26 protein-coding genes and 1 pseudogene are annotated in these 25,594 nt (G+C 63.8%); 16 read left to right on the top strand and 11 right to left on the bottom strand.

From position 1 onward, the window contains the following. Positions 1-108: 108 nt before the first annotated feature. Positions 109-273 (top strand): hypothetical protein, encoded by a 165-nt coding sequence (locus tag ACVDG8_RS05225; protein ID WP_447253747.1) that lies wholly within the window; start codon positions 109-111, stop codon positions 271-273. Between the two features lie 57 nt (positions 274-330). Here the strand turns inward: ACVDG8_RS05225 and ACVDG8_RS05220 are convergent, their stop codons facing one another. After that, positions 331-753 (bottom strand): hypothetical protein, encoded by a 423-nt coding sequence (locus ACVDG8_RS05220; RefSeq protein ID WP_447253746.1) that lies wholly within the window; start codon positions 751-753, stop codon positions 331-333. 308 nt (positions 754-1,061) lie between these two features. On the opposite strand from ACVDG8_RS05220, the gene minC reads away from it, so the two are divergent. From minC to minE, 3 genes are all read left to right on the top strand, one after another. Beyond that, complete coding sequence (gene minC, locus ACVDG8_RS05215; protein WP_447253745.1) at positions 1,062-1,970, top strand: septum site-determining protein MinC; 909 nt, start codon at positions 1,062-1,064, stop codon at positions 1,968-1,970. A gap of 138 nt (positions 1,971-2,108) precedes the next feature. Beyond that, positions 2,109-2,924 (top strand): septum site-determining protein MinD, encoded by an 816-nt coding sequence (gene minD / locus ACVDG8_RS05210; protein WP_371009471.1) that lies wholly within the window; start codon positions 2,109-2,111, stop codon positions 2,922-2,924. After that, positions 2,921-3,193, top strand: a complete 273-nt coding sequence (gene minE, locus ACVDG8_RS05205; RefSeq protein WP_371009473.1) for a cell division topological specificity factor MinE — start codon at positions 2,921-2,923, stop codon at positions 3,191-3,193. The genes minD and minE overlap by 4 nt, the downstream gene beginning before the upstream one ends. 130 nt (positions 3,194-3,323) lie before the next feature. Here minE and ACVDG8_RS05200 read toward each other — a convergent pair whose 3' ends face one another. From ACVDG8_RS05200 to ACVDG8_RS05185, 4 genes are read right to left on the bottom strand one after another with little or no spacing between them, the layout of a single operon-like run. Next, positions 3,324-5,096, bottom strand: coding sequence for an ABC transporter ATP-binding protein (locus tag ACVDG8_RS05200; RefSeq protein ID WP_455707577.1), 1,773 nt, complete (start codon positions 5,094-5,096; stop codon positions 3,324-3,326). Then, complete coding sequence (locus ACVDG8_RS05195; RefSeq protein WP_447257236.1) at positions 5,093-6,124, bottom strand: glycosyltransferase family 2 protein; 1,032 nt, start codon at positions 6,122-6,124, stop codon at positions 5,093-5,095. The genes ACVDG8_RS05200 and ACVDG8_RS05195 overlap by 4 nt, the downstream gene beginning before the upstream one ends. 5 nt (positions 6,125-6,129) lie before the next feature. Next, positions 6,130-7,239: a glycosyltransferase family 2 protein gene (locus tag ACVDG8_RS05190; RefSeq protein ID WP_447253744.1), complete on the bottom strand. Its 1,110-nt coding sequence runs from the start codon at positions 7,237-7,239 to the stop codon at positions 6,130-6,132. Continuing rightward, entirely contained in the window at positions 7,236-8,378 is a 1,143-nt protein-coding gene (locus tag ACVDG8_RS05185) for an acyltransferase family protein (protein WP_447257235.1), read from the bottom strand. Before ACVDG8_RS05185 ends, ACVDG8_RS05190 begins: the two co-directional genes overlap by 4 nt. Positions 8,379-8,909: 531 nt before the next feature. Here ACVDG8_RS05185 and ACVDG8_RS05180 point away from each other — a divergent pair. The 3 genes from ACVDG8_RS05180 (at position 8,910) to ACVDG8_RS05170 (ending at position 10,438) form a co-directional block, all read left to right on the top strand. Further along, entirely contained in the window at positions 8,910-9,173 is a 264-nt protein-coding gene (locus ACVDG8_RS05180) for a hypothetical protein (protein WP_447253743.1), read from the top strand. After that, the gene (locus ACVDG8_RS05175) at positions 9,137-9,796 is read left to right on the top strand and encodes an EamA family transporter (RefSeq protein ID WP_447253742.1); all 660 of its coding nucleotides are present in this window, start codon (positions 9,137-9,139) and stop codon (positions 9,794-9,796) included. Before ACVDG8_RS05180 ends, ACVDG8_RS05175 begins: the two co-directional genes overlap by 37 nt. Before the next feature lie 162 nt (positions 9,797-9,958). Beyond that, the gene (locus ACVDG8_RS05170; RefSeq protein ID WP_447253741.1) at positions 9,959-10,438 is read left to right on the top strand and encodes a hypothetical protein; all 480 of its coding nucleotides are present in this window, start codon (positions 9,959-9,961) and stop codon (positions 10,436-10,438) included. A gap of 394 nt (positions 10,439-10,832) precedes the next feature. Here the strand turns inward: ACVDG8_RS05170 and ACVDG8_RS05165 are convergent, their stop codons facing one another. The 3 genes from ACVDG8_RS05165 to ACVDG8_RS05155 form a co-directional block, all read right to left on the bottom strand. Then, entirely contained in the window at positions 10,833-11,468 is a 636-nt protein-coding gene (locus tag ACVDG8_RS05165; protein WP_447253740.1) for a response regulator, read from the bottom strand. After that, entirely contained in the window at positions 11,465-12,847 is a 1,383-nt protein-coding gene (locus tag ACVDG8_RS05160; RefSeq protein ID WP_447253739.1) for a sensor histidine kinase, read from the bottom strand. Before ACVDG8_RS05160 ends, ACVDG8_RS05165 begins: the two co-directional genes overlap by 4 nt. A 117-nt stretch (positions 12,848-12,964) precedes the next feature. Next, on the bottom strand, positions 12,965-13,147 hold the full coding sequence (locus ACVDG8_RS05155) for a hypothetical protein (protein ID WP_447253738.1): 183 nt from the start codon (positions 13,145-13,147) through the stop codon (positions 12,965-12,967). A 336-nt stretch (positions 13,148-13,483) separates the two neighbouring features. Here ACVDG8_RS05155 and ACVDG8_RS05150 point away from each other — a divergent pair, with 336 nt between their 5' ends. After that, on the top strand, positions 13,484-13,633 hold the full coding sequence (locus tag ACVDG8_RS05150; RefSeq protein ID WP_447253737.1) for a hypothetical protein: 150 nt from the start codon (positions 13,484-13,486) through the stop codon (positions 13,631-13,633). A gap of 72 nt (positions 13,634-13,705) precedes the next feature. Here the strand turns inward: ACVDG8_RS05150 and ACVDG8_RS05145 are convergent, their stop codons facing one another. After that, positions 13,706-14,065, bottom strand: coding sequence for a hypothetical protein (locus ACVDG8_RS05145; protein ID WP_447253736.1), 360 nt, complete (start codon positions 14,063-14,065; stop codon positions 13,706-13,708). A gap of 276 nt (positions 14,066-14,341) precedes the next feature. Between ACVDG8_RS05145 and metH the strand changes: the two genes are divergently transcribed. Next, a complete protein-coding gene (metH, locus tag ACVDG8_RS05140) occupies positions 14,342-18,151 on the top strand; it encodes a methionine synthase (RefSeq protein WP_455707576.1) in 3,810 nt (1,269 codons plus the stop codon). Positions 18,152-18,238: 87 nt separating this feature from the next. After that, positions 18,239-18,635 (top strand): annotated as a pseudogene (locus ACVDG8_RS05135) (helix-turn-helix domain-containing protein). Between the two features lie 58 nt (positions 18,636-18,693). Here the strand turns inward: ACVDG8_RS05135 and ACVDG8_RS05130 are convergent. Beyond that, entirely contained in the window at positions 18,694-19,098 is a 405-nt protein-coding gene (locus ACVDG8_RS05130; protein WP_447253735.1) for a VOC family protein, read from the bottom strand. 101 nt (positions 19,099-19,199) lie between these two features. On the opposite strand from ACVDG8_RS05130, the gene ACVDG8_RS05125 reads away from it, so the two are divergent. The 5 genes from ACVDG8_RS05125 (at position 19,200) to chrA (ending at position 23,752) form a co-directional block, all read left to right on the top strand. Further along, positions 19,200-19,832: a TetR/AcrR family transcriptional regulator gene (locus ACVDG8_RS05125; RefSeq protein WP_447253734.1), complete on the top strand. Its 633-nt coding sequence runs from the start codon at positions 19,200-19,202 to the stop codon at positions 19,830-19,832. A gap of 140 nt (positions 19,833-19,972) precedes the next feature. Beyond that, positions 19,973-20,236 (top strand): metal-sensing transcriptional repressor, encoded by a 264-nt coding sequence (locus ACVDG8_RS05120; protein ID WP_447253733.1) that lies wholly within the window; start codon positions 19,973-19,975, stop codon positions 20,234-20,236. After that, positions 20,233-21,279 (top strand): cation diffusion facilitator family transporter, encoded by a 1,047-nt coding sequence (locus ACVDG8_RS05115; RefSeq protein ID WP_447253732.1) that lies wholly within the window; start codon positions 20,233-20,235, stop codon positions 21,277-21,279. The genes ACVDG8_RS05120 and ACVDG8_RS05115 overlap by 4 nt, the downstream gene beginning before the upstream one ends. A 266-nt stretch (positions 21,280-21,545) precedes the next feature. Continuing rightward, positions 21,546-22,358, top strand: a complete 813-nt coding sequence (locus ACVDG8_RS05110) for a chromate resistance protein ChrB domain-containing protein (RefSeq protein WP_447257234.1) — start codon at positions 21,546-21,548, stop codon at positions 22,356-22,358. Further along, positions 22,355-23,752, top strand: a complete 1,398-nt coding sequence (gene chrA, locus ACVDG8_RS05105) for a chromate efflux transporter (protein ID WP_447253731.1) — start codon at positions 22,355-22,357, stop codon at positions 23,750-23,752. Before ACVDG8_RS05110 ends, chrA begins: the two co-directional genes overlap by 4 nt. Positions 23,753-23,828: 76 nt before the next feature. On the opposite strand, the gene ACVDG8_RS05100 is transcribed toward chrA, so the two are convergent. After that, positions 23,829-24,581, bottom strand: coding sequence for an SDR family oxidoreductase (locus ACVDG8_RS05100; protein ID WP_447253730.1), 753 nt, complete (start codon positions 24,579-24,581; stop codon positions 23,829-23,831). Between the two features lie 104 nt (positions 24,582-24,685). Here ACVDG8_RS05100 and ACVDG8_RS05095 point away from each other — a divergent pair, with 104 nt between their 5' ends. Continuing rightward, positions 24,686-25,585, top strand: coding sequence for a cupin domain-containing protein (locus tag ACVDG8_RS05095; RefSeq protein ID WP_447253729.1), 900 nt, complete (start codon positions 24,686-24,688; stop codon positions 25,583-25,585). Positions 25,586-25,594 lie beyond the last annotated feature (9 nt).

Raw genomic sequence — 25,594 nt, 5'->3', positions numbered from 1 at the left:
GGGCTGTCCTGCCGCATCGGCGCGATTCCATCGCGTGCTCATTTAGCCCGCCTGCCACCGGAACCATTGTCAAATGAGAGAGTTTGAGCGCCAAAAGGGGAAGCTCAAATGGAGAGTCACAACAACCAGCCGACACTTGACGAGATCGTCAGGAGACTGGTGCAGCAGATCGGCATCACCGAAGCCCAAGCGCTTGAACTCATCCACTTTGTCGGGCTGAACTGGCCGTCGCTTGTCAGGGAGGCGAAGGCGCTTAAGGACGGGGAAGGGTAGGCGGCGCGCCAACTCGTACAACGCTTCTCGCACCTGCGCCGCCGCGTTTGGACGTGTCTAGTTCGACCAGATCGCGCACTCGATTGTCTGGCCGCTGCCGGGGTCGCGAACGATCTTGCGGGATACGCGGTGAAGACCTTTTCGTTGCAATCTGATTTGATCGCTTGCGAGGTACGCCTGATTGCCGACCTCCCACTCCCAGCGCCTGTTTCTCGGAGTCGGCTTCCAGGTGAAACGCGATCCGTATGTTTGGCTGCCTGGCGTCGTGTTGTCGAAGCGGCAATCCAAGGTCCTCGGCATGAAGCCATTTAGCTCCATTGCCTTGGCTAGCCCGGGAGCGGTCGACTTGGTTTGCCAGTCATCCCTGGCGGCTGTCGAGGTTGTGGTGCATCCCGCAAGACAAAGGCTTGCCAACAACGCCACGCCGAACCCGGCACCCCGTCTGGCCGTGCGCCCATTGCTTTCTTGATTGTAGTACATGCCGTCCCCCATCCCGGCTTCAACATTGCGCAGGACAAAACGTTGCGCAAGTATCCTTGGGCGGCAACACATGGTTTTTGTCCGGAGTTGGATTAGCTTCGATTGGGCAGCGGTCCTCGATCTGGCGTAATCCAGAGATGTCTTACGCTCGCCAATATTGGCGCGGTTCCGGTGGGTGCGGCCCCCTGTGACCGGCTCGCCACAAACATTAGCCATGTCAGCTGTTAACGGCGCCAATCGCCAAAATTAACCTTTTGTTAACCATTGCCCGGGCACCCTTTAACCATTGAGTAAGGATTCGCCTGGTCGTGACCTTCGCCGCCCCTTTGCAGAACAAATCCATCCGTTTTCGCGCCCGCTCCTTCGTCGCTTTCACGCTGACGCCGGAGGCGCCGATCGCCGATTGGCTGGAGGGGCTCGACCGCTGGATCGGCAACTCGCCGGGCTATTTTGCCGGGCGGCCGGTGGTGCTGGATCTGAACATGTTGCAGCCGGGGCCGGAAGAGATCGCCGCCCTGGTCGGCACGCTCGCCCGGCGCGGCATCCGCGTCTATGCCATCGAGCTCGAAGGCGCCGAACTCGGGCCCGACCTGCCGCCGCTGCTGGCCGGCGCCAAGGAGGCGACGGCCGAGGGTCTGCTCGGACGGGCCGGGCGCAAGGCGCGCGCCGAGGAGCTCGAGGCCACCGCCGAGGGGCTGGCCGAAGCTGTTCAAGACACGGCGCAGGCCGAGGTTTCGCAGGAAGAGCATGCTCAGGTTTTCCAGGAAGAGATGTCCGGCGATGAGCCGGTCGATCCGGAACTGGCAAGGCTCGAAGCGGTCAGGATCGAGCCCGCGCAAGCGGCAAAATCAGGGCAGGGCGCCGAACCGGTGCGGCTGGAGTCCGGCGCCGGCACGCTGATGATCAAGGCGCCGATCCGTTCGGGACAGTCGGTCTTTCATCCGCATGGCGATGTCATCGTGCTGGGCTCTGTCGCCTCCGGCTCGGAGATTGTCGCCGGCGGCTCGATCCATGTCTATGGCACGCTGCGCGGCCGCGCGGTCGCCGGCTCGGAAGGCAATATTTCGGCGCGCATCTTCTGCCGCAAGAACGAGGCGGAGCTGCTCGCCATCGACGGCTGGTACACGACGGCGGAAGAGATGGAAGGCACCTCGCGCGGCAAGGCGGTGCAGGCTTTCCTCGAAAACGATGCGCTTTGCGTGCTGCCGCTCGGCTAGTTCGGCGGCGCAAGCTTCGGACCGGTTTCGCGTGCGAGAGTTCAAGTGCGTGTGGGAAACAACATGTACCTGACAAAGAACTGATCCGCCGTGACAGGCACGGCCAGAGAATAAAAACCGCCAACGGAGGCTGGATATATGGGCAAGGTAGTCGTGGTCACCTCGGGCAAGGGAGGCGTCGGCAAGACGACCTCGACGGCCGCGCTCGGCGCCGCCGTTGCCAAGACCGGCAAGAAGGTGGCGCTGGTCGATTTCGACGTTGGCTTGCGCAACCTCGACCTGATCATGGGCGCCGAGCGCCGCGTGGTGTTCGACATCGTCAACGTCATCCAGGGCTCGGCGAAGCTCTCGCAGGCGCTGATCCGCGACAAGCGGCTGGAGACGCTCTATCTATTGCCGGCATCGCAGACGCGCGACAAGGATGCGCTGACCGAGGAGGGCGTCGCCGAAGTCATCGCGCGGCTGCGCCAGGTCTTCGACTATGTCTTCTGCGATAGCCCGGCCGGCATCGAGCGCGGCGCCCAGCTCGCCATGCGCTTCGCCGACGAGGCGGTCATCGTCACCAATCCGGAAGTGTCGTCGGTGCGCGATTCCGACCGCATCATCGGCCTGCTCGACGCCCGCACCATGAAGGCCGAGCAGGGCGAGGTGGTCGCCAAGCATGTGCTGGTGACGCGCTATGACGCAGCGCGCGCCGCGCGCGGCGAGATGCTGTCGATCGACGACGTGCTGGAGATCCTGTCGGTGCCGTTGCTTGGCATCATCCCGGAAAGCCAGGATGTGCTCAGGGCCTCCAACCTCGGTTCGCCCGTCACGCTTTCCGAACCGCTCAATTCCGCCGCCAAAGCCTATCTCGAGGCGGCGCGGCGGCTGGAGGGCGAAGACCTGCCGGTGGTCGTCCCCTTCGAACGCAAAGGCTTCCTCGACCGGCTGCTCGGAAGGAGGGCCGCATGAGCATCCTCGATCTTTTCAAGCGGCGCACCAGCGCGCCGGTAGCGCGCGAGCGGCTGCAGCTGCTGCTCGCCTATGAGCGCCAGAGCCGCGGCCAGCCCGATCTCGTCTCCGTCCTGCGCGAGGAGATCATGGCGGTCATCGCAAGGCATGTGCAGATCGACCAGGATTACCTCCAGGTCTCGATGGATCGCGGCGCGACGATGTCGACGCTGGAAATCGACATCCAGATCCCCAACAAAAGCGCGACGCCGCTGGCCATGGCGGGGTAATGCGCCTTCCTCGTCCTCGCATTCGCGGGGGCGAGGAACGCAGACTGTCAGAGCCGCGATCCTTCGCGCCCCTCTCCGCAGAGGGGGCGCTGTCCCGCCAGCGTCTCGGGATGACGCCCAGCAAATCCCCTCACTCCGGCTGATACAGCTCATCCATGCTGCTGGCCGCGAGCTCCGCGAACTTCGCCTGCTTCTTCACCCGTCCATGTTCCAGGATCACTAGGTCGTCGCAGAACGAAATCGTCGAATGGTGGTGGCTGATGACGATCGTCGTGCGGCGGCCGGCGCGCGACTTCAGCGTTTCCACGATCGCCGCTTCCGAAAGCCCGTCCACCGCGTTGGTGGCCTCGTCGAGGATCAGTATGTCGGGATCGCGCACCAGGGCGCGGGCTAGCGCGATGCGTTGCCTTTGTCCGGCCGACAGATTGACGCCGCGATAGCCGACGACGGTTTCATAAGCTTGCGGCAGGCGTTCGATGAATTCATGCGCCTCGGCGAGCTCAGCGGCGCGCCGCGCTTCTTCCACGCTCGCCGTGTCCTTGCCGTAGGTGATGTTGTCGAGGATGGTGCCGTCGACCAGTTCCAGCTCCTGGCTCGCCAAGGCAATATGCGCCCGCCATGCGACCGGGTCGATCTCGCCAAGCGCCGTGCCGTCGACGAGGATCTGGCCCCCGTCCGGCTCGACGAAGCGGCAGAGCAGGTTGACGATGGTCGTCTTGCCGGCGCCGGAACGGCCGATCAGCGCGGTGGAGCGGCCGCTTCGGATGTCGAAGCTCGCGGCATGCAGCACCGCCGCGCGCTGCTCTTCATTGGCATAGCTGAAGCTCACGCCCTCGAAGGCGATTTTCTTGCTCAAAGCAGCGAATGGCCGGCTGCCTTGCGGCGCCTCCGGCTTGCCCTGCGGGTCGAGCAGCCAGGTCACCTCCTCCAGCGAGCCGGAAAGCCCTTGCAACTGGCTCCATGTCATCTGCAGTGCCCGCACATGCGGCTGCAGCCGGTAAAGCAGGATGAGGAAAGCGGCGACCAGCGGAAAGCTCAAGCCCGCGAGCCAGGCGCCGATCACCACCGTCAGGAACAGCATGGCGTGCAGCACCTCGGTCAGCGGTCCCAGCGCGCCCTGGCGGTTGGAGAGCTGGAAGGCTGCCCGGCGCAGGCCGTCCGACGCCGCCTCGAATGCCGCCTTTTCGCGCGCTTCCTGCCCGAAGATGCGGATCAGGCGGCCGGCATGAACGAGGTGAAGCATCCGCGAAGCCAGAGCGCTGTTGCGCGCCGTAACGCTGCGGCTCGGCTTCCTTAGATGCGCCGACAGCGCCATATGCGCCATCTGCACCAGCGCCAGCCCGAGCATCACCAGCAGCGTCATCTGCCAGGAGAGCAGCATCAGGAAGGCGAGCAGGATGAGCGCCGCCGAGGCGCTGACGATCGAGCCGAGCATCGCCTGGATGGCGTCGGAGGCGCGCCAGGATTCGCTGGAGATGATATTGAGCAACCGCCCGGGGCTCTCCTTCAGGAAGAAGGGGTAGCCGACACTGAGCAGCCGCTCGGCGAGCGCGCCGCGGATCGCCTGGCTGGCCTTGCCGTAGATATGGCCGGTGAGCACCGAATTGGCGAAGGCGAGCAGGTTCTTGAGCAGGATCGAGCCAAGGATCGCGGCCGCAATCGCGATCAGCCGCTCGCGCTCGCCAAGCCCCGCGCCAACCTTCTGCAACAGGGCCGAGAGGCCCGCCATGCCGGCAGTGTCACCATGCCCCATGATGATGCCGAGCAGCGGGATGATCAGCCCGATGCCGAAACCTTCAAGCGCGGCACTTGCAAGCCCGAGCGCGACGACGATCGGCAGCAGGCCGAACTGCCCTCGGCCGAGCGCATGGCGCAGCATCGATAGCGTCGGGCGCCCGCTCATCGCGCGCTGACCTCCGCCCTGGCGTCGGTGGTCTCCTGGCTCGGCCGCGCCTGCCGCAGCGGCCGTCCGGCGAGCACGAGAGCCATGAATTTCGCCGCGCCTGCGAGGTTCATGGCAACGATCGGCCAGTGCGACAGCCTGAGCTCCTGTTCGAAGCGCGGGCCGCCGGCGAGTTCGCGCATGGCCGCCCGGGCCGCCCAGTAGAAATGGCGCAGCAGCCAGGGCGCGCGGCGCAGATGCTTCAGGCAGAGTGCCCCGTTGCCGAAATGATAGTCGCGATGCAGCCGGTCGATCGCCATGCGGTCGCGCCGGCCGTGATGGTGAAAGATCGTCATGTCGGGCACGTATTCCACCGTCATGCCGGCAAGCATCGCCCGCACCAGATAGTCCGTGTCCTCGGCCGAGCGCAGCGCCCCGCCGGCGCCGAAGCGCTCGTCGAAGGGGCCGATGCGGGCGGCGACATCGCGGTGCATGGTCATGTTGCAGCCTAGCACGAAGCCGCCCGGATGGACGGCCGGCGTCAGCCGCTCGGACTTGTCGCAGCGCTTGATGGTGAAGGGCAGGTCGCGTGCGTCGCCGATCTCGACGCGGCCGCCGCGGATCAGCCATTTGTCGCCGCTCGCATAGTGCCGCTCGAGGTCGACGAGGTAGTTGCGCTCGAGCCTGCAGTCGTCGTCGACGAACACCAGCACCCGCCCGCGCGCTCGCGCCACTCCCGCATTGCGCGCCGCCGCCAGTCCGGGCCGCGGCTCTGAGACTGCGCTCAGCGCGATGTCGGAGGTCGCGGCGATTGCCGAAAGGTGCTTGGCCGTGCCATCGCGCGAGCCATTGTCGACCACCACGAGCTCGGCCGCGAAGGCCGGATGCGCCCGGCAGGCGGCGCGGATCGAATAGATGCAGGCTTCGAGCACCGCGAGGCGGTCGCGTGTGCAGACGATGAAGGAGACCTCCGGCCGCTGGCCGTCGAAACTGCCGATCTCTCCCCCTGAGGAGATGCCTGGCAGGGCAGAGGGTGGTGCCTCGCGCATCACTCTCATGCCGCCCCCATCCGATAAGGCGCGAGCACTGATGCCGCTGGGGCGGATTTGAAGCGGTAGGCGACCCAATCTGCGCGTTTGCCCGCCCACATCGAGGCCTGGCTCAGCCAGGGTGCCCAGGCGCCGGGGCCGAGCGCGTATTTCTCACGGCGTCGTATCGCGTTCCATTTCCCCGTCAGCGTCAGCAATTCATGCGTCAGCGCCGGCCGCTCCTCGTCGTTGACGAGCTGGTAGAGGAAATAGAACAGGTTCAGCGCGCCGGCCTCGAAGCTCGGCCGCATCGTATCGGGCAATGTAGCGATACGCTGCTCCAGAGCGCCGATGAAAGCGGCCGCCCGGCGCACTGTGTCGACGGAGACGCGATCGCCGATCGCGCGCAGGTCCTCGCAGTCCCGCGCCAGCCCCATGCGTTCGAGATTCTCGCCGACAATCTTGAGATGCGTGCGCCGCATCTCCTTGCCGTGCCGGCTGGTCACGCTGCCGGGATGCACGCGGTAGACTAGCAGGTTCTCCGGCATCAGCGCCGCCGGATAGCGCTCGGCGAGCCGCCGGAAGAGGTCGAAATCCTCGGCATGCCGGTAGACGCCGTCGTATTGGAGGTCGGCCTCGTCGATGACCTTGCGGTTATAGACCACCGTCGGGTGCATGAAGATGGTGAAGAATTTCGACAGCACGGGGAGGCCGAGACGGAACACCGGATCGAGCCGGCCCTTGGCGATACGGCCGTGCAGCAGCGTGTCGACGAGCGCGCCGCAGAAGCCGAGCTCCGGCCGCGCGGCAAACAGCGCCGCCTGGCGCGACAGGCGCCAGGGATAGGCCAAGTCGTCGGCATCCATGCGCGCGACGAGCTCGCCCCGCGCGATCGCCAGCCCCTCGTTGAGGCTGGCGACGAGGCCGCGGTTTTCCCGCGAGATGATGGATATGCGGCTGTCGTCCCGGCGGCAGCGTTCGAGGATCTCCAGCGACCTGTCGGTCGATCCGTCGTCGATGGCGATGACCTCGAGCCGGCGGTAGTCCTGCCGCAGTATCGATAGCATCGCGGCGGCCACATAGGGCTCCGCATTGTAGACCGGCAAGAGCACGGAGATGAGGGGCGCGGCGGTCATGGTTGGCTGCGGTCCGTCGGCCGCAGGTCGAGCGCCGGTGCCGCGCCAAACCGGCGGGCCTCGCTCGCGCCGCGCGGGCGCGAGGGCGCGACATAGGGAAAATAGCGCTTGAGACCGTTGAGCGGCTTCTCGAAAAACACCCAGGAGAGCGAGGCGACGACCAGCGTGGCCGTGCCCGCGACGAGGAACCGTGCCGGCCCCTGCTCCGAGACGTTGACCGGGATCCATGACTGCGCCCTGACGGCACAGGCCAGAAGGATCGAATGATAGAGGTAGACGCCGTAGCTGATACGGCCGAGCCCCAGCAGCGGGGGAAGTTCGGCCAGCCTGCCCAGCGTGCCGCCGAGACCATTGGAGAACGCGGCGACGATTGCCAACATCGGCACCAGCGGCAGCACCTGCACCAGTGCCCAGCGCGGCCACTCCCAGGCCGAATTCGCCGGCCCCGGATCGGACCAGACGACGAACAGGAACACCACCGCCAGGGCCGGCCAGCCAAACCGCATCCATTGCGGCGCGTCCACGCCCCTGGCGCGGCGGACGGCAAGCAGGGCGCCGCAGCCAAGCGCATCCATCGAGGCCGGCGGCAGCAGGTCCCGGGCGAGCGCCGGGTTGGCGCTGATCGGCCAGTAGAAGCGGTAGGCGAGCGAGAAGGCGATGACGCCGATGGTGATCGCCTCGATGCGCCGGCGCGGCGCCAGAAGCACGATCAGCGGCCAGGCGAGGTAGAACTGCTCCTCGATGCTGAGGCTCCAGAAATGGCAGAGCAGCCAGGGCGTCCAGTCGTTGTGCAGCGCATACCAGAAATTCGAGAGGTAGAGCGCATGCCAGGCGAACGAGGCCCTGGATTGTTCCGAGGCGAGCCACACGAGTCCCAGCACCGCGAAGTAGGGCGGGAATATCCGGATCATGCGCCTGGCATAGAAAGAGCGCAGCGCCGGCCCGGCCTCGAATTGGGCGGCGTCGCGCGCCTGCAGCAGAAGCCGGGTGATCAGGAAGCCGGAGAGCACGAAGAACAGCCTGACCCCGAGATGGCCGACGAAAGACGAGCCGCCGGGCGCGAAGAAATGCGAGTAGAGCACCAGCGTCACGGCAATGGCCCGCAGTGTGTCCAGCTGGATGTCGCGCGTATTCGCCACCGGCGGCTTCCGCAACGCATTTTCGTGCGGGGCGCTGTCGTTGCGGCTCAGCGGAATGCCCATCGGGGTCGCTATAACGGCATCCTCCACTGCCTATGTCCGGCAAGGTTTCTCGCGGTCCATATTGCAGCGCAACACAAAATGCTTACGGCTTTGAAATAAAGATGTGATGGACAGGATCCAAGGTAATATTTTCTTCACGAAAATATTATTTGAGATGACCAATGGTCCTATATGCGTATAGGCAGTTAGTCTGACGGTTTGAAATGCACCTAACGCAAAAGATGTTGATCGGCCGCGCAAACAACTATGGCGTGAACATTAGAAGTATTGAATAGGCGGCTTTTTGCCCCGTGATTTCTTCGGGTTCTGGCGAAAAGCGCCTTGTATTTCAGTGTCTTGTGCGGTGCAACAAGCCACCGGGAGAGCGATGGGCGCCTTGTCCCACCATCCGCCGGCTCGTGCCACACGACAGCGCGATCGGCAGGCTTTATCTCCCTTGGCCACGCGGGCGAGGGGGGTGGAGAAAAAGTGACGTCGACGCCGATTGCAAAGACGCCGGCCCATGCCGGCACCTTGCCCGTCCTCGGCCTGCTCGGCGCCATCCTGTCGGTGCAGGTCGGCGCCGCCTTCGCCAAGGGGCTGTTCCCGGTGCTGGGTTCGGAAGGCACCACCATGCTCAGGCTCGCCATCGGCGCGCTGATGCTGGCGGTGGCGCTCAGGCCTTGGAACGTGTTGCCGTCGCGCAAAACCCTGCCGTGGCTCGCCGCTACGGCGTCACCGTCTCGGTCATGAACCTTTTGTTCTACGCCGCGCTCGAGCGCATTCCGCTGGGCATCTGCGTGGCGCTCGAATTCACCGGGCCATTGTTCGTCGCAATGCTGGGCTCGCGGCGTCGGCTCGATATCGTCTGGGTGGCGCTCGCCGTCGCCGGCATCGTGCTGCTCTCGCCCTTTGCCGATGTCAGTCTCGGGCTCGATCCGCTCGGCGTATTGCTCGCACTAGCCGCCGGCGCCTGCTGGGGGCTCTACATCATCTTCGCCCAGAAGGCCGGCGCCGAGCTCGGCGCGCGCACATCGGCCTATGGCATGGCGATCGCGGCACTTGTCGCGCTGCCGTTCGGCTTTTCGGCGGCTGCGCCCTATCTGACCGATCCGCACATCATGGCGGGGGCGGTGGTCGTCGGCCTGTTCTCCAGCGCGCTGCCCTTCTGGCTGGAGATGATGGTCCTGGCCAGGATGCCGGCCAAGGTCTACGGCATGATCGTCTGCCTGGAGCCGGCCGGCGGCGCGCTGACCGGCTTCCTGTTCCTGCATGAGAAGCTCAGCCTGCTGCAATGCGCCGGCATCGCCGCGGTCATTGCCGCTGCTTTCGGCGCGGCGGTCACCGCGCGGCGGCCGGCGCCCTTGCCGGCCTGAGACATCCGCAGGAAACGATAGACCAAGGTCCTATTGATGAAACGCAAAGGTCTGATTGGCCATGTTATCGGTCGGGGGCCGCTTTCCGCCGCGCCACGATTTGACCAATGTTATCAATGACGAGCAGGGCTTGGGGGCATGGCTAAAGCTCAGGAGAAATGCATGCGCTTGGGGCGCGGCTGCCGTTTGTGTGCCTTGTGGGCAGCGACGTCGCTGGCGCTTGCCGTTGCGCCTTTGCATGTCTCGCCCGACGGCGTTCAGTTTGCCAAGGCCTATGCCGGCAAGGGCGGCGGTGGCGGCGGCAACGGCGGCGGCGGCAACGGCGGCAACGGCGGGAACGGTAACGGCGGCAACGGCAACGGCGGTAATGGGAACGGCAATAGCGGTGACAGCGGCAACGGCAACGGCAATGCGGGCGGTAACTCAGCTCCGGGCAGCAACCCGGGTGATACCGAGACTCATGTGAACACCACGACCGGCGACACGGTCGCAGTCGGTGCCGGCGCAGTCGAGGTCACGCACCCCAACGGCATGAAAGAGAAGGTCGAGAAGGGACGCTTCAGGATGGAAGACAAGTACGGCCGCACCATCGTCGATCGTAAGGCCACCGCGGCCGACGTCGATCGTTTGAAGAATTTGTGAGGGCGAGGTTTTGTCGGGAGATCAGATCGTAAGGGATTGAAGCGCCGGCGCCGCGAAACAGGTTGCCACCTTTTGCTTCTCCGCCTTTCGTCCTGACCGATCTTTCGAAGAACATCCGCTGTTCACCTACCCCCGTCCTCGTGGCGGGGGTATTTTTTTGGGGAGGGGAGAACTGGAACTAGGGAACTGGGGAACTGAGGAACTGGGGAACTGAGGAACTGAGGAACTGAGGAACTGAGGAACTGAGGAACTGAGGAACTGAGGAACTGAGGAAGCTTCCGAGCCGCTCCTCTTTCACCGTCTCCCCTGTTCTTCAATTCCTCAATTCAGCTCTTCGGTTTTCCGATTCTTCAGTTCCCCAGTTCCCCAGTTCCCCAGTTCTTCTGTTCCCCAATCAGTTCCTCAGCTCCCGCGCAATCAGCGCCGCTTCCGTGCGGTTGCGCACGTTGAGCTTGGCGAGCACGCGGGTCATGTGGTGCTTGACCGTCTTTTCCTGCAGCGACAGGCGAGCGGCGACCTCCTTGTTGCTCAGGCCTTCCGAAACCAGCTTCAGGATGTCGGCCTCGCGTGCGGTGAGCAGGCTGAGCGGGTCGGGTTTGCTGCCGGCGGGCTTCAAGAGGTCCGATAACAGCCGCGCCGACAGGATCGGCGAAACGTAGCTCTGGCCGTCGGCGACATCGCGCAGGATTTCGGCCAGCGCCTTGGAGCCGACGCCTTTCAGCACATAGCCGCGCGCGCCCACTTTCAGCGCTTCCGCGACATCGGCATTGGCTTCCGACACGGTCAGCATCACGACCTTCTGCTGCGGCCGCTCCGCAAGGATTGCACCAAGCGCCTGGAGGCCGCCACCCGGCATGCTGATGTCGAGCAAAAGGATGTCGGGCGCCGCGCGAGCGAGTTGCTCGGCATCGTCGGCATTGGCGCCTTCACCGACAAGCTCGAAACCGCCGATCTCGGCGAGGCTGCGCGTCACACCCTCGCGAAACAGCGGATGGTCGTCGACGATGGCGATGCGGATCGGGGCGTTCATGACTGCTCCTCAACGGACAATTGGATCACCAGCTTGGTTCCTTGCGGGCCGGACAGCGTATCGAACTGCCCGCCGATGCTCTCGATGCGCTCCCGCAGGCCAGCCAGCCCGAGGCCTTCGCTTCGCGCCGGATCGAAGCCCGGGCCGGTGTCCAGCACCTCGACCACGAGCCTGCCTGCCCTCATGGTGGCGCGCACCTGCTGGCCCTGGCCCTTGCCGTGGCGGTAGGCGTTGTTCAGCCCTTCCTGCACAAAGCGGTAGATGCTGATCTTCTCGGAGGTGCCGAGCTCGGGCAGACGTTCGGGCAGCGTCAGCGCCACCTCGGTCTCGGTGCGGCGCTGATGCTCGGCAACCGCCAGCCGCAGGATGTCGGCGATCGCCTGGGTCTCGATCTGCGGCAGCACCAGCCCATTGCAGATGCCGCGTATCTCGCTCATCGCCTCGCCGAGCGTTCTGTGGATGCCGGCGATCTCGGCCTCGCGTGCCTCGCGAGAGGCCTCGACCAGCGCCAGGCTGTCCATCCTGAGCGCCGCCAGCGCCACCAGTTGCGCCGGTCCGTCATGCAGGTCGGCGCCGATGCGCCTCAGATAGCGTTCGTTGATCGCGGTGGCGCGGCGCGAGGCGCGCTGCACGCGCTGGCGCAGCGAGGAATTCTGCGCCAGTGTTGCTTGCAGCTCGGCGACCTTGGCCTCGAGCGCGGCGCGCTGGGTCTGGATTGTGCGGCTGCCGCGAAAGACGATGCCTGAAAGCAGCGCGAGCGCTGTCGCGGTCGCCGCCGCCACCACCAGCCATGTCCCGCGCAGCGTCGTCCTCAGCGTCTCGTGGAAGTCGGTCGCGGCCTCGTAGAATTCCGACACCGCCACCACGTCGCCCGACCACGGCTCGCGCACAGGGTTGTAGATCTCCAGCACCGGAGCCTTCATATCCTCTTCCTCGCCGGCCTGGACGTCGTCCTGGAGATTGTTGTATTCGGCCACGACATTGCCGGCGAAGGCGGCTTTGAGATTGGGATTGATCTTGAACTGCCTGCCGATCTGGCTGGCGTCCTTGGCGTAGAGGACCGTGCCGTCCGGTCGCCACAGTTTGAACGACAGCAGTTTCTCGCCGAGCGCGCCTTGGCCGAGCGTCTCGTCCAGAGCCCGCTTGACCGTGGCGTCGAGCTCGCGGCTCTTGCGCATGTCGGGCAGCAGCGGCGCGATCACGCTGTCGACATAGAGAGCGGTTGTCGCTGCCGCGTTATGCGTCACGCCTTCGCGGATCTGCGCGGTCACCCACAGGCCGACCACCAGCATCACCGCCAGCAGCCCGATGCCGCCGGCAATTAGGAACTGCAGCGCCAGCGACAGCCCACTCCAGATTTCAACCAGACGCTTCAACATCTCCCCGCTTTGCCGATTGGTGAGACTACCGGGCCGGCGACAGTATGGCGACATGGACCTTGGTCCGGCCGTAGGGGAAGGGATAGCTGGTGGAAGGGCTTCCTTGCAAGAACGCTCTCAGGCGTAACCCTTCAGCTCGACCACCTCGACGCCGAGGCGAAAGGCCTGGCCGTCGGCATAGGAGCGCGCATATTGCTCGGCCTCGAATGGGAAGATCAGCGTGGTGCCGTAGGCGGTGACGCGCACCGTCCACTTCTGGCCGCTGACGAGCTCAACACCGTGATGTCTCGCCTTAACCATCTCACCCTCCTCAGTCCGCATGCTCGCAACCTTGGATAACGTCGCGAAAGTCATTTGAGTGCAAATAACCCGACCGAATTGTGTCGGCGCTCCGTCGATTCCGACATTGGGTCGTTCCTGTCCGTGAAATGGTTCACCGAGGGTGGTGCTTTTTTGATGGCCGGCCGGCCGATCGATGCCTAGAGCGATGTGCCGCGTCGCGCTGGCTTGACGGGCATGCGGGGGCGATTGTCCGTCCTCAATCGGCCAGGGCAACGATGGTTGAGCCGCCGCACTCGACCTTGGAACCCCGACGCTTCAAGCGGGTTGAAGTTTCAAACCGCGAAGGAGATCGCCATGATCCGCAAGCTGAAATCAGGCGAATACCGTCTCTATTCCCGCAAGCTCGATCCGAGGACCGGCAAGCGGCGCAACCTCGGCACCTTCAAATCGCGTGAGGCGGCCGAAAAGCACGAGCGCGAAGTGCAGTATTTCAAGCGGCACTAAGGAAGAGTCCGCAACGGTTAGGCTCGGCGACTTCGGCGGAGCCAAGCTCGGCGACTTCGCCGTAGTCTTCCTTCAGTGGTGTCGGCCACCTTGCGGTTTGCGTGGCGTGTTTGGCCTGACATGGCCCGGTACGGCCGGTCCCACGTTCGATCCCTTCATGTCGCGGTCGCAACGCTTCGTCACGATCTCGACCGATTTGGTGTCGACCGTCACCCGTCCCAACACCTGCACGGTTGTGCGTCCAAGATCTTCGTCGACATGGACCACCTCACCTTCGAGCCGCAACTTGTCGCCTGGCTTAGCGTTGGGCTCCATCATGGAATAGCTGTGGATATCACTGGCGAACGACACGATCACGCGGTTCTGCACACGCTCGATCACTGTAGCGATGAGGGCAACCCTGTCACCGATCTCGACGACGGCACCTGTCATGACAAGTTCCTTTCCGCATCAAGCGATAGCCACTGCAGGCAAACACGGTCTGCGGAGAAGGCACCGCTGAAATAAACGCGAAAACAAGCATTTGGTTGCCGTCACGGCTTCACACCAGCTGACGTTCCGCCGGTCTGCTCGGGAAGCACCACTGCCGGCCTCCGCGCTTTCGAAAGCGCCGTCGCAATAGACGTGACAAAAACAGCGCGGAGGCGTATGTTGACATAAAGATGTCTTTATGTGACCCGGGAAAGGTTGTCGCCTCAAGGATAAAAAATGTCGCAGAATTCCGCATCGCTGGACGCCTTGTTTGGCCCTGTCGGGGCAAAGCCCGACGGTTCGGAAGTGCTTGCCGCGCTGACCGTCGCGGCGCGCGAGCGCATCCTGATCCTCGACGGCGCCATGGGCACGCAGATCCAGGGTCTCGGTTTCGACGAGGCGCATTTCCGAGGCGAGGCTTTCGCCGGCTGCGCCTGCCACCAGCAAGGCAACAACGATCTTCTGATCCTGACCCAGTCCGCCGCGATCGAGGATATCCACTATCAATACGCCATCGCCGGCGCCGACATCCTCGAGACCAACACCTTCTCCTCGACCTCCATCGCCCAGGCCGATTACGGCATGGAAGATGCCGTCTATGCGCTGAACCGCGACGGCGCGCGGCTGGTGCGGCGCGCCGCCCTTCGCGCCGAGCGGGAGGATGGCAAGCGCCGTTTCGTCGCCGGCGCGCTGGGGCCGACCAACCGCACCGCCTCGATGTCGCCCGATGTCAACAATCCCGGCTACCGGGCCGTGACCTTTGACGATCTGCGGCTCGCCTATGGCGAGCAGCTGCGCGGCCTGATCGACGGCGGCGCCGACATAATCCTGATCGAGACCATCTTCGACACGCTGAATGCCAAGGCGGCGATCTTCGCAGCAGAAGAGATCTTCATCGAGAAGGGCGTGCGCCTGCCGGTGATGATTTCGGGCACCATCACCGATCTCTCCGGCCGCACGCTGTCGGGCCAGACGCCGACCGCCTTCTGGCATTCGGTGCGCCATGCGAGCCCCTTCACCATCGGCCTCAACTGCGCGCTCGGCGCTAACGCCATGCGCGCGCATCTGGCCGAAATTTCCGGTGTCGCCGACACCTTCACCTGCGCCTATCCGAATGCCGGCCTGCCCAACGAATTCGGCCGCTATGACGAGAGCCCGGAATTCATGGCCGCGCAGATCGAGGATTTCGCGCGCGATGGGTTGGTCAATGTCGTCGGCGGCTGTTGCGGCTCGACGCCCGACCACATCCGGGCGATTGCCGAAGCGGTGAAAAAGTATCCGCCGCGCGCCATTGCCGAGATCGAGCGCAAGATGCGCCTGTCCGGGCTGGAGCCGTTCACGCTGACCGACGAGATCCCTTTCGTCAATGTCGGCGAGCGCACCAACGTCACCGGCTCGGCCAGGTTCCGCAAGCTGATCACGGCGGGCGACTATGTGCCGGCGCTCGACGTGGCGCGCGACCAGGTCGCCAATGGCGCGCAGATCATCGACATCAACATGGACGAAGGCCTGATCGATTCCAAGAAGGCGATGGTCGAGTATCTCAACCTGATCGCCGCCGAGCCGGACATCGCGCGCGTCCCGGTGATGGTCGACAGCTCGAAATGGGAGATCATCGAGGCGGGCCTGAAATGCGTGCAGGGCAAGCCGCTGGTCAATTCCATCTCGATGAAGGAAGGCGAGGAAGCCTTCCTGCATCACGCCAGGCTGGTGCGCGCCTATGGCGCGGCGGTGGTCGTCATGGCCTTCGACGAAGCCGGTCAGGCCGACACCAAGGCGCGCAAGGTCGAGATCTGCACCCGCGCCTACAAGCTCTTGACCGAAGAGGCCGGTTTCCCGCCCGAGGATATCGTCTTCGACCCCAATGTCTTCGCGATCGCCACTGGCATCGAGGAGCATGACAATTACGGCGTCGACTTCATCGAGGCCACTGGCGAGATCACCTCGACACTGCCGCATGTCCATATCTCAGGCGGCGTCTCGAACCTGTCCTTCTCGTTCCGAGGCAACGAACCGGTGCGCGAGGCGATGCACGCCGTGTTCCTCTACCACGCCATCCAGCGCGGCATGGATATGGGTATCGTCAATGCCGGCCAGCTTGCCGTCTACGACATGATCGAGCCGGAGCTGCGCGAGGCCTGCGAGGACGTGGTGCTCAACCGCGTGCCCCGGGATGGCGGCACCGCCACCGAGCGCATGCTGGAGATCGCCGAGCGCTTCAAGAGCACGGCCGGCAAGGAAGGCAGGGAGCGCGACCTCGCCTGGCGCGAGCTGCCGGTCGAGCAGCGGATTTCCCATGCTCTGGTCAACGGCATCACAGAATTCATTGACGCCGACACCGAGGAAGCGCGGCTCGCCGCCGAGCGGCCGTTGCATGTCATTGAAGGCCCGCTGATGGCCGGCATGAATGTCGTCGGCGACCTGTTCGGCGCGGGAAAAATGTTCCTGCCGCAGGTGGTGAAATCGGCGCGGGTGATGAAACAGGCGGTGGCCGGGCTCTTGCCGCACATGGAAGCTGAGAAGCTCGCCAATGCCGCCAATGGCATTGACAATGGCGAGCGCCAGACGGCCGGCAAAATCCTGATGGCGACGGTCAAGGGCGATGTCCACGACATCGGCAAGAACATCGTCGGCGTCGTGCTCGCCTGCAACAATTACGAGATCATCGATCTTGGCGTCATGGTGCCGGCAGCGAAAATCCTGCAGACGGCGCGCGAGCGAAAGGTCGATATCATCGGCCTCTCTGGCCTGATCACCCCGTCACTGGACGAGATGGCGCACATGGCCGCCGAAATGGAGCGCGAAGGTTTTGACATTCCGCTCTTGATCGGCGGCGCGACGACCAGCCGCGTGCATACGGCGGTGAAGATCCACCCGCGCTACCGCAAGGGGCAGACCGTCTATGTCGCCGACGCCAGCCGCGCCGTCGGCGTGGTCTCGGCGCTGCTGTCCAACGACGGCAAGGCCGACTACGTCGACACCGTGCGGGCCGAATACAAGAAGGTCGCCGACGCGCATGCCCGCTCCGAGGCCGATAAGCAGCGGCTGCCGCTGGCCAAAGCGAGGGCCAATGCGCACAAGGTAGACTGGTCGGTATACCAGCCGCCCAAACCGTCTTTCACCGGCGCGAAGGTTTTCGAAGACTGGAACCTGAGCGAGCTTGCGCGCTACATCGACTGGACGCCATTCTTCCAGACCTGGGAGCTGAAGGGCCGTTATCCGAAAATCCTCGAGGACGAGGCGCAGGGACCCGCCGCGCGCCAGCTGTTCGAGGACGCGCAGGCGATGCTGAAGAAGATCATCGCCGAAAAATGGTTCGCGCCGCGCGGCGTTATCGGCTTCTGGCCGGCCAATGCCGTCGGCGACGACATCAGGCTGTTCACCGACGAGGCACGCTCGCATGAGCTCGCGACCTTCTTCACGCTGCGCCAGCAGCTGACCAAGCGCGACGGCAAGGCCAATGTCGCGCTGTCGGATTTCGTCGCGCCGGTGGAGAGCGGCAAGCCCGACTATATCGGCGGCTTCATCGTCACCGCGGGCATCGAGGAGGTGGCGATCGCCGAGCGCTTCGAGCGCGCCAATGACGATTATTCCTCAATCATGGTCAAGGCGCTGGCAGACCGTTTCGCCGAAGCCTTTGCCGAGCGCATGCACGAGAAGGTGCGCACGGAATTCTGGGGCTACGCGGCCGATGAAAACCTGGCGCCGGACGAATTGATCGGCGAACCCTATCGCGGCATCCGCCCGGCGCCTGGCTATCCCGCGCAGCCCGACCATACCGAGAAAGCGACGCTGTTCAGCCTGCTCGACGGCGAGCGCAATGCCGGCGTGAGCCTGACCGAAAGTTATGCGATGTGGCCGGGCTCGTCGGTCTCCGGCATCTATCTGGCACATCCCGAAAGCTATTATTTCGGCGTCGCCAAGGTCGAGCGCGACCAGGTCGAGGACTATGCGCGTCGCAAGGACATGCCCTTGGCCGAGGTCGAGCGCTGGCTCGGACCGATCCTCAACTATGTGCTTGCGAACTACGCCGAGGCGGCGGAGTAGGGAGTAGCTTGTTGTTTCTTGCGCGTTGACGAAGCCACTCGTCGGGACGCACAAGGACTACGACAAGATCGATCCGGAGAAGGTGTAATGGAAAACATTCGACCCATTAAGACCGAAGCCGATTACGATTGGGCGGTTGCCGAAATCACCAAATATTTTGAGAACGAGCCCGAGGTGGGTTCTGCCGACGGTGACCGCTTCGACGTCCTTGCAACGCTGATCGAGGCCTATGAGGACAAGCACTATCCAATCGAGGCGCCGGATCCTGTCGAAGCTATTCGCTCGCACATGGAATTGTTCAACCTTCCGCGCAAAGCCCTGGCCGATGTAATCGGGTCATCGCCTCGCGCGACCGAGGTGTTGAGCCGGAAGCGCCCTCACCATGGACATGGTCTTCAAGCTCAACAAGGAATGGCACATCCCAGCCGAGGTTCTTGTGCGGCCTTACCACCTTGCAAAAGACACGGAACGCAAGCGCGTCTGATGAAGCGACAGGCATGCGCCGATCGCCGGTAACCCGCGGCATCGGACGCTTCGAGGCGTTACTGCATCGCAGCCGGGTTCATCCACAGAAACTCCCACACGTTGCCGTCCGGATCCTCGATGTGGCGGTTGAACATGAAGCCGAGGTCCTGTGCCGGGTTGGGATCGGCGCGGCCGCCTGCCGTCACACCCTTGTCGATGACGGCATTGACTTCGTCCTTGCTGTCGACGGTGAGTGCGATCAACATCTGGCTGTCGCGCCTGGCGTCCCCGATCGGGCGGGCTGTGAATTGGCTGTAATGCTGGTGGGTCAGCAGCATAACCCCGATCGCGTCGGAGAACATGATCGAGCTGGCCTGGTCGTTGGAGAATTGCGGGTTCAACGTGCCGCCGATCGCGAGATAGAACTTGGTGGCCGCCTGCAGATCGCGCACCGGCAGATTGAGAAAGACCATCTTGGACATTGGTTTGAGCCTTGCTTCGTTGACGGGTACTAGTCAGTCTAGTACTGTAGCGATGGCTATCACGAGAGAACGGTACCGTCTAGTACTGATCGAGGGGCGCTATGGAGAATAATGGTGAAACCAGGTCGGCCCGCAAGGACCGTGAGATCATCGAGGCGGCTACCGCTGCTTTCATCGCCAAGGGCTATGACGGAACCAGCATGGAGGAAATCGCCACCAAGGCGGGGGCCTCCAAGCAGACCGTCTACAAGCATTTCACGGACAAGGAGACGCTTTTCACCGAAGTCGTCGAGGCAACCGCGAGCCAGACCAACGACATTGTCGAATCCGTCACGATGCTGCTGTCCGAGGCGAAATTCATGGAGGGCGGCCTGCAGCAGCTTGCCCGGCGCATGATAACGACACTGTTGGACGACGAGCTTTTGAAGCTGCGGCGTCTGATTATCGCCAACGCGGATCGCATGCCGCAGCTTGGCCGCAGCTGGTACGAAAAAGGGTTTGAACGCATGCTTGCCTCGGTGGCGTCATGCTTTCAAAAGCTCACCAGTCGCGGCCTGTTGCAGACCAGCGATCCCCGTCTGGCGGCCAGTCACCTCTTCGGAATGCTGCTTTGGATCCCCATGAACGAAGCCATGTTCACCGGACGCAACCCGCGTTCGAAGGCCGATCTCGAGCGGCACGCCGATGCCTCGGTCGAAGCGTTCCTTGCCGCCTATGGCGTGCGGTCGAAATAGGAACGCGCGCCTTGCACCTGCGCTGACATATGTCCGTCCGCGCAGGGCGCTGAGTTCCACTGTCTGTTCGCTGCGAGGTGGCTCGGGCGCTGAGAATCGGATCGCTTGACTCTATCCTCCTGGGGAGGATACTTCGCGGCATGTCCGAAGGTATCCACACATCTCACCCCGCCATCGTAAGGCGACTGAAACGCGCGCAAGGCCACCTCGCTTCTGTCATTGCCATGTTCGAAGCGGAGCGCCCTTGCGTCGACCTCGCACAGCAACTGTTCGCGGTTGAAAGTGCCATCAGCAGTGCGAAGCGCGAACTGATCCACGACCATATCGAGCACTGTCTGTCAGACAGCGCTGAATCAAACGGCGGTTCTCTGGCGGAACTCAAGCAGTTGGCGAAATACCTTTGAACAGCTTGGGCGCACGTGTCCTAGACTGGTTTGGGCTCGCATCAAGCGATCATGCCGCGCACGGTCATCACGGTCACGGCACAGGGCCGCATGGTCACACCCACGGCGTCATCGATGCGACCATCGCCACGACGGACCGCGGCATCTGGGCCATCAAATGGTCGTTCGTTATCTTGGCGATCACCGCGGCGTTGCAGGTTGTCGTGGTGGTGCTGTCCGGCAGCGTGGCCCTGCTGGCCGACACGATACACAACATCGGCGACGCAACGACCGCCATTCCACTGTGGATCGCGTTCATGCTGGCGCGCCGCAAGCCGTCGCGCGCTTTTACTTATGGTCTGGGCCGTGTCGAGGATCTGGCGGGCATCACTATCGTCCTGATCATTTTGTTCAGCGCTGTCGTCGCTGGCTATCAGGCCATCGACCGTCTGATAAATCCCCAGTCGGTTACCCATCTGGGTTGGTTGACCGCGGCTGGCATCGTCGGATTTCTCGGTAATGAAGCGGTTGCCGTCTTCCGCATCCGGGTTGGTCGGGAGATCAACAGCGCGGCGCTTGTCGCGGACGGCTACCACGCTCGCACCGACGGTCTCACCAGCCTTGCCGTTGTCATCGGTGCGCTCGGCGTTTGGCTTGGCTTTCCCTTGGCCGACCCGATCATTGGCCTGCTCATCACCATTGCGATCCTCGGCATCGTTTGGCAGTCGGCACGTTCGGTGCTGACCCGCATGCTCGATGGCGTCGAGCCCGGGGTCATGAACGAAATTCGGCATGCCGCCGAGCATGTGCCGGGCGTGAGTGTTGTCAAGGCTCAGGCTCGTTGGATCGGCCATCGGCTTCACGCAGACATCGCCATTGCGGTCGATGAATCCTTGCCGGTTTCCGAGGCCAGGAAGATCACTAGTGCCTTGGAAGATGAGCTGTTCGAGCACATGCCGGCCCTTGCCGCTGCCAACATTCGGTTGGCCACCGCAAATGAAGAGCACGACCATCCGCACCCTCATGGGCATGATCACGGGGAACACCACGACCACCACCATTGAGGGTCTCCCAACTGCTCGCGTCGGCTGGTCTCCACTGATCCTCCAAACGCTTGTCGAATTTGAGCGCACCGTGTGCTCGTCCGCGTAGCTATCTGGCAATCGCATCGGCTGTCTTGGTGAATTTTACCACTCGGCTGGCACACACAGCGGATTGACAAAGACCCTTGTTGAAGACAAGCATCTCGGCAGGGGTTCATCCGCGACGACCCCGTGAGGCGTCAGCCCAATGTTCGCGTCCAAGCTCACTCTTTCATGAGGTGGACGCCATGCCGTCAACAATCACAGTTGCCCAGCTTTCCCGTCTCGTAGGCTTGCCCAATGCGCCGACGCTGATTGATGTTCGGATTCCGGACGATTACCAGCAAGACACGCGTTTGCTGCCGGCCTCGTGCCGGCGTGATTTCAAGACAGTTTCCGACTGGGCCGGGGAGTTCGCCGGCCAGCAGGTCGTCGTGATCTGCCAGAAAGGTCAAAAACTCTCGCAGGGCGTCGCCGCTTGGATGCGGCACGAGGGCATCGCCGCCGAATCCCTGGAAGGCGGTTTTGAAGCCTGGCGCGATGCTAACGCGCTGCTGATCAAAACCGAAACCATGCCGATCGGCGACGACAAGGGCCGCACCGTGTGGGTGACGCGGGCGCGGCCGAAGGTCGACCGGATCGCTTGCCCGTGGCTCATCCGGCGGTTCGTCGACCCGCACGCCGTGTTCCTGTTTGTCGAGGCGGCCGAGGTGCCGGCCGTCGCGGATCGCTTCAAGGCGACGCCGTTCGACATCGACGGCGTGTTCTGGAGCCACCGGGGAGGGCGCTGCACCTTCGATACGATGATTGAGGAGTTCGGACTTCTATCCGAAGCGCTCGACCGCCTTGCCGTGATTGTCCGGGCGGCCGACACGGCAAGCCTCGACCTGGTGCCGCAGGCGGCCGGATTCCTGGCGGCATCGCTGGGCCTCTCGCGCATGTACCGCGACGACCTCAAGCAGCTCGACGCCGGCATGCTGCTCTACGATGCGTTTTTCCGCTGGTGCCGCGACGCGGTCGAAGAAACGCATAACTGGCCGGCCGGCGGCAAGCCGTCATGAGCGCCATCCCCGCACCGGCCATCGCGGCCGACACGACGATCGCTCCCCCGCCACCACCGACATTCAAGGAGGCGGCGCGGCTCTGGGCCAAAATCGGTCTGCTGAGCTTTGGCGGACCGGCCGGACAAATCGCGCTCATGCACAAGGAACTGGTCGAGGAGCGGCGCTGGATCGGCGAGCAGCGATTCCTGCATGCCCTCAACTATTGCATGCTGCTGCCCGGTCCCGAAGCGCAGCAACTCGCCATCTACATCGGCTGGCTGCTCCACAAGACCGCCGGCGGCCTCGTCGCCGGCGTTCTGTTCGTCGTGCCTGGCGCGATCGTCATGCTGATACTCAGCACCTTCTATGCACTTTACGGCGGCGTTCCGGCGGTGGAGGCGCTGTTTTTCGGCGTCAAGGCCGCGGTGCTTGCAATCGTGGTCGAGGCGGTGATCCGCATCGGCCGGCGGGCTCTCAAAAATCAGGCGATGGTGGCGATCGCCGCCATCGCTTTCCTGGCCATCTACGTTCTCAACGTGCCGTTTCCCCTGATTGTGCTCGTCGCCGGCATTGCGGGCTGGGTGGGCAACCGCGTGGCGCCGGCGCTGTTTTCCGGCGCCGGTCACCGCAAGGGCAGCGCTGCCGATTTCAAAGGCACGGTCGACCTGATGTTCGAGCGTGGCGAGCTGGCCCATACAAGACCGAAAAAATGGCACGCGCCGCGCACGATCGCTCTGTGGCTGCCGATCTGGCTCGGCCCGGTGCTGCTGATAGGGCTGGCTACAGGCTCGACGAGTGTCTGGACGCATATCGGCGGCTTTTTCAGTCTGATGGCGGTCGTCACCTTTGGCGGCGCCTATGCCGTTCTCGCCTATGTCGCGCAAGCGGCTGTGCAATCTTTCGCCTGGCTGGCTCCCGGCGAGATGGTCGATGGGCTCGGCCTCGCCGAAACCACGCCGGGACCATTGATCCTGGTGCTGCAATTCGTCGGCTTCATCGCCGCCTTTCGCGCACATGGCGTGCTTGATCCGCTGCTGGCCGGCACACTGGGCGCCCTGCTGACCCTATGGGTGACGTTCACGCCGTGCTTTTTCTGGATATTCCTCGGTGCCCCCTACATCGAAGCCCTGCGTGGGAACAAGGCTCTGTCGGCCGCCCTCACGGCCATCACGGCGGCGGTCGTCGGCGTTGTGCTGAATCTGGCACTATGGTTTGCGCTCCACGTGATCTTTCATGAGGTGCGCAACATCGGTTGGGGAATGAACGTACCGGTATTGTCCTCGCTCGACTGGCGGGCCGCACTATTGTCCGCAGCCGCAATGATCGCCGTTTTCAGATTGAAAATCGGCATGTTGCCGACCTTGGCCGGGTCGGCGCTGGCCGGATTGGTGCTCATGGCTATCCACGCATAGGTCGGGAAACGCCCCGAGCCTCCAATATCGGCATTGGCGCTGGTGGCTCGGCTGTTGTCCACGGCGATGATAAATCCTAAGCCGCCGCCAGCGCTACCGCATCGGCGCCTGCCGGAAAGCGCAGCGTGCCGGTGGTGTCGTTGACGGCGTGCCACACGCCTTCGGCGACGTCGATTTCCCTGGTGGTCAGCTGCACAGCCATGGCCGGCTTGTCGAGGTCGCCGAAGATCGACTTGGCGAAATCGGCATAGGCCTGCGGGATCAGGTCCTGGACGCGGACTTCGGTGTTTTGCGAGAACCTCGTCGTCGGGCCGTAGCCAGGCTCGACCAGTTTGGCGCGCACGCCAAAGGGAGCGAGTTCCAGCGCCAGCGAGCCGGTAAAACCTTCGATCGCCTGCTTGCTCGCGGTGTAGGGCGCCGCCAGCGGGAAGGGCGCGAAGGTGGCGCTCGACGTCACGTTGACGATGACGCCGGAGCGGCGCTCGCGCATCTGCGGGATCACAGCTTGGCACATCGCCATGACGCCAAACGTGTTGGTCTCGAAGACCTTGCGGATATGTGCCATCAACGTCGCCTCGAAGGCGCCGGCGATACCGACGCCGGCATTGTTGACCAGCGCGTCGATCGGCCCAGCGGCCGCGATTGCCGCCGCAATGCTGTTCTCGTCGGTCACGTCGAGCGGCAGGATGCGCAGCGACGATGAGCGCGGCAGGATGTCTTCGCGCGGCGTGCGCATGGTGGCGATGACATTCCAGCCCTTGGCGAGGAAATGGCGGGCGGTCTCCAGGCCATAGCCCGAGGAGGCGCCTGTGATCAGGATGGTTTGCATGGGATGGTTTCCTTGTTGTTCGGTGGTTTATCGCACCAAGGTACGCTCAGGAGGCAGGACTATCTATAATTGACAGTCCATATTTTGTTTTCGAAAGTCCTGAAATGGTTGACCCTCTGTCAGAAGTCATTGGCTTGCTGAGGCCCCGCGCGGTTTTCACCAAGGGCATCAGCGGCGCGGGACGCTGGGGCGTGCGCTATGCCGATTTCGGCCATCCGAGCTTTGCCATCGTCGTCGAGGGAGCCTGCCGCCTTGCGATGGACGGGCAACCGCCCTTGACGCTGGAAGCCGGAGATTTCGTCCTGCTGCCGACCACGCCGGGCTTCACCATGACGGGCTTCGAACCTGTCGTCCCGACCTTCGTCGACTCCGACCTTGCCGCGACGACCGAGGGCGAGGTGCGGCACGGTCGGCAGGACGGCCCGCCCGATTTGCGCATGCTGGGCGGCTATTTCCTCTTCGACAGCGAGGATGCCGGCCTGCTGGTCTCGCTGCTGCCTGGACAGATCCATGTCCGTGGCGTCGAGCGGCTGTCGGTGCTGGTCAGGCTTTTGATCGAGGAAGCGGCCGGACGGCATTCGGGGCGCGATCTGGTGCTGACCCGACTGATCGAGATCCTGCTGGTCGAATCGCTGCGCCAGACGCAGACGCCGGACGCGCCCACCGGCCTGCTGCGCGGCCTCGGCGACGTACGGCTAGCGGAGGCGATCCGCCAGATGCATGCCGATCCGGCGCGGCCCTGGACGATCGTCGAACTGGCGAAGGAGGCGGCACTATCCCGCTCCGCCTTCTTCGACCGTTTCCTGCGCAGCGTCGGCATGCCGCCGATGGAGTATCTCTTGGCCTGGCGCATGGCGCTGGCCAAGGACATGCTGCGCCGCCAGAAGGCCGACATCGCCGAAGTCGCCGAGCGTGTCGGCTATGGCTCGGCCAGCACCTTCAGCACCGCTTTCAGCCGCCATGTCGGCCAGCCGCCCGGGCGCTATGCCAGGGCGGCGCATTAGAGGCCTGCT

This window comes from Mesorhizobium sp. ORM8.1, assembly GCF_053005525.2.
Note: the sequence above shows the minus strand (reverse complement) of the source record. Positions and strands in the feature narration are given on the sequence as shown.